This is a genomic window from Mycobacterium sp. (assembly GCF_050701515.1).
GTDB lineage: Bacteria > Actinomycetota > Actinomycetes > Mycobacteriales > Mycobacteriaceae > Mycobacterium.
The window spans coordinates 1-2,951 of record NZ_JBOGDB010000248.1 but is presented as its reverse complement, the minus strand read 5'-3'; the positions used below and the strand labels follow the sequence as shown (position 1 = coordinate 2,951).

The 2,951-nt window shown below is 65.3% G+C and carries 2 protein-coding genes and 1 pseudogene; 1 reads left to right on the top strand and 2 read right to left on the bottom strand.

Annotated elements, in window-relative coordinates:
* Positions 1-121: 121 nt before the first annotated feature.
* Positions 122-1,395, bottom strand: a pseudogene (locus ACRDU5_RS19110) (HAMP domain-containing protein).
* A 52-nt stretch (positions 1,396-1,447) separates the two neighbouring features.
* Between ACRDU5_RS19110 and ACRDU5_RS19105 the strand changes: the two are divergent.
* Positions 1,448-2,257, top strand: a complete 810-nt coding sequence (locus ACRDU5_RS19105; protein ID WP_526616331.1) for a glycoside hydrolase domain-containing protein — start codon at positions 1,448-1,450, stop codon at positions 2,255-2,257.
* A 73-nt stretch (positions 2,258-2,330) separates the two neighbouring features.
* On the opposite strand, the gene ACRDU5_RS19100 is transcribed toward ACRDU5_RS19105, so the two are convergent.
* The coding region (locus ACRDU5_RS19100; protein WP_526616329.1) for a DUF3047 domain-containing protein at positions 2,331-2,951 on the bottom strand (621 nt) is incomplete at its 5' end.

Genomic DNA, 2,951 nt, shown 5'->3' with positions numbered 1-2,951 from the left:
CCAGCACGTGTCGCCGGGGATCAGCAATCGATAGTCGCGCACGCTGAACCCCTCAACTGAGTTGGATGCTCAGCCCAGGCATAGCGCCGTGTCTACCACATTCAGGTCCTGCTACATGCGGTCACTTGTGGAGCTGCCGGCTCACTGGGTCGAGGCCGAAGACCTGTATGGGGGCGGACTTGCCTTTCAGCGCGTGGGATCCGCGGTCGGCGAGCCCGGGTGGTCGAGTGGCTAGGGCGTCGACGCAGTGGTGGGTGAGCAGGATCGCGTCGCCGGTGGTCTTGGTGAGCTGCTCGACGCGGGCAGCGACGTTGACGGTGTCGCCGATCAGGGTGAACTCCAGCTTGCCTCCCCCGCCGATGGTGCCGGCGATCACCAGACCGGTGTTGATCCCGATGCCGATGCGCAGCGCGCCGCCGAATCGCTCGGCCACGAGGCGGTGAATCAGCACCGCAGCGGACACCGCGGCGTCGGCATGATCGGCGAGGTCGTTGGGGCCGCCGAAAACGGCCAGCGCAGTTGCCGCTCGGCCAAACCCGCCCGCATCCGGTTGAACGACGCCGCCAACGCGCCCAAGTCGTCGTCCTGAACTACCGGCAGGCGTTGGCTGTAGTCACCGGCCGCCACCCGTTCAGTTCCTGCGGCGAGGTCACGAATTGGCAGGAGCGACGGTGAAAACGCGGCGCCTACGGTGAGCGGCACCGCAAAGCCAAGCGCCAACGCACACCCGATCGCCACGGCGAGCACGGGCACCTCACCGGCGCGATCGATCACGGCTGCCAGCATCGCGCCCCCGATGGCGAACCCAAACGCGGTTGCAACCATGGCCACGTCTGACCATGCGGCAAACGTCGGGCGAAGGCGGGGCAGTGAGTCGCCGATACCGGTGTCACCCGCGATCGCGACCCGGGCTGGCCGCAGCGACGCTTCCACGAAGCTGTGCACAGCGACCAGCTGGACGGCAGTACCGAACGCGGCGCCCAGAACCCCGTACTGGACCAGCCGCGACCAGGGCGCCCCGGCGATCGCACCGACAACAACCGACAGCAGGGCGGCATAAATCGTCACTGCGGCATGAGCTCGGGCAACGATCTTCCGACCCCAGGTGTAGGTGGCCTCCAATGCCTTCGCCCGGTCGACGTCGTGGCCGACGGCCCATTGGTCTACAACGCGCATGGAGGCGAGGCCGGGAAGAATCTGCACGTATGCCAGCACAGGCATGGCGGCAACGGTGAGGGCGGCCGCCTCGACGTAGTAGCTGGACTCCTCGAAGGCGACTATGACACACGAAAAGAAGAGGTAGACCGGCAACGTGGCGGGCATCGCGATCACCCAGATCGCCCACGAGTACCTCGCTCCGTACCGATCCCACGCCCACTGCCAGATGCGATCCATCCCGTGAGACTAAACGTCCGCCACCCGCACCTGACATTGCTACCATCGCGCCGTGCACGATTCGCCCGCGCCGTCTGGTCGCGGCGGACCGCGAGCTGTCTCACGACGCGAAGTCCTCCAATATGCTCTGGCCACACCGGTTTTACTGATTCTCGGCACGGTGGCTGCGACTCTCGACGCGCAGAAAGCATCAGCCGACAACCTGAGGCTGATCGATTTCGCGGAGCGGTTGGTGCCGCCGGATCAGATCAAGTCGGCGGGCTATGACGGGGCACTCGTCTATGTGTCCGAGTTACGGCCGGGCGCAAACTTCGATTTCAAGCCCGTCACCCGCGGATATGCGGATGCGCTACGCGCGGCTGGTCTTCACGTCGTCAGCTGCTATCAATACGGCAAACCCGGTTGGCCTACGCCGTCGGACTTCACCCGCGGATACGACGGCGGCGTAGCAGACGCTCAGACCGCTCTGCGGCTGCACGCCGCTGCCGGGGGTCCGGAGTCGGCGCCGATCTTCTTTAGCGTCGATGAGGACATCGACCTCGACACCTGGAATAGCATTGCTGTGGAGTGGTTTCGAGGAATCAACTCGGTACTGGCCGTGAACCGCACCGGCATATATGGGCACGCCAAAGCGTGTGGATGGGCGATCCGAGACGGCGTAATCGGGCGCTCAACGACTGAAGGACACGCGTGGGCATGGCAGACGAAGGCGTGGTCTGGTGGTGAGCGCGAGCCCATGGCGGTGCTCTATCAGTATGTGGTCGTCAGCGCGTCCGAACCGGGTGTCCTCCTGGGCGGTACTCACGTGGACGTGAACGAGGTTCTTGCGTCCGATTTCGGGCAGTGGGACCTAGCGAGATAGGTGCTCCCCTTCGGCTGCGAGCCTGACACCATCGCCGCAAGAAAAGGGCCGCATGGTGAGGCTTGGCGGAGCACTAACCGATGCGGAGGACGGTGTCATCGTCGACGAGCTCGATGTTGCGGAATTCGGCGCGGGCCCGCCCGCCTTGGATGAAGCTGACCCCGATGAGCCAAGCATTAACCACTCGAGCTGGGGCAGGACCTCCGATTGCAGCCTGGTGATCGGCGAGCACGCCTCGTTCCTCGTCGATCCAGCTGCCGAGGTCGGTCGGTCCTGTGCGCACGACTACGTGAGTTTCCAGCTTGCGCCAGTAGTCGAAAGGACAGCGATAAGCGAAGCCTTCAGGTAGGGCACTGCTCCAGTGCCAGGTGAGGTCCTGTCCGTCGTCGAACTCCAGGGCGATGCTGAGGTAGTCGTGGGTGATCTTGGTGTCCTCCGGTAGTTGCGACGGCAGTTCGTCGACTCGCCAGGACCATCGCAGCCTCAGCGTCGGGGTCAGTGGTGCGTCGGCGGGGTGGCGCAGGATGCCCCCGCTGTCGCTGCAGTCCAGGCTGACGCCGTGGTCGGCGGGTGCCCAGATTTCCTCCTGGCCGGTGGACGGGTGAGGGTGCCATCCCGGTGGCGGTTGCGGAGGGTTGGCGAGCCGAGCGGCTTCGGCGGCACAGAGACCGGATTGATCCCCCGACGCGACGGA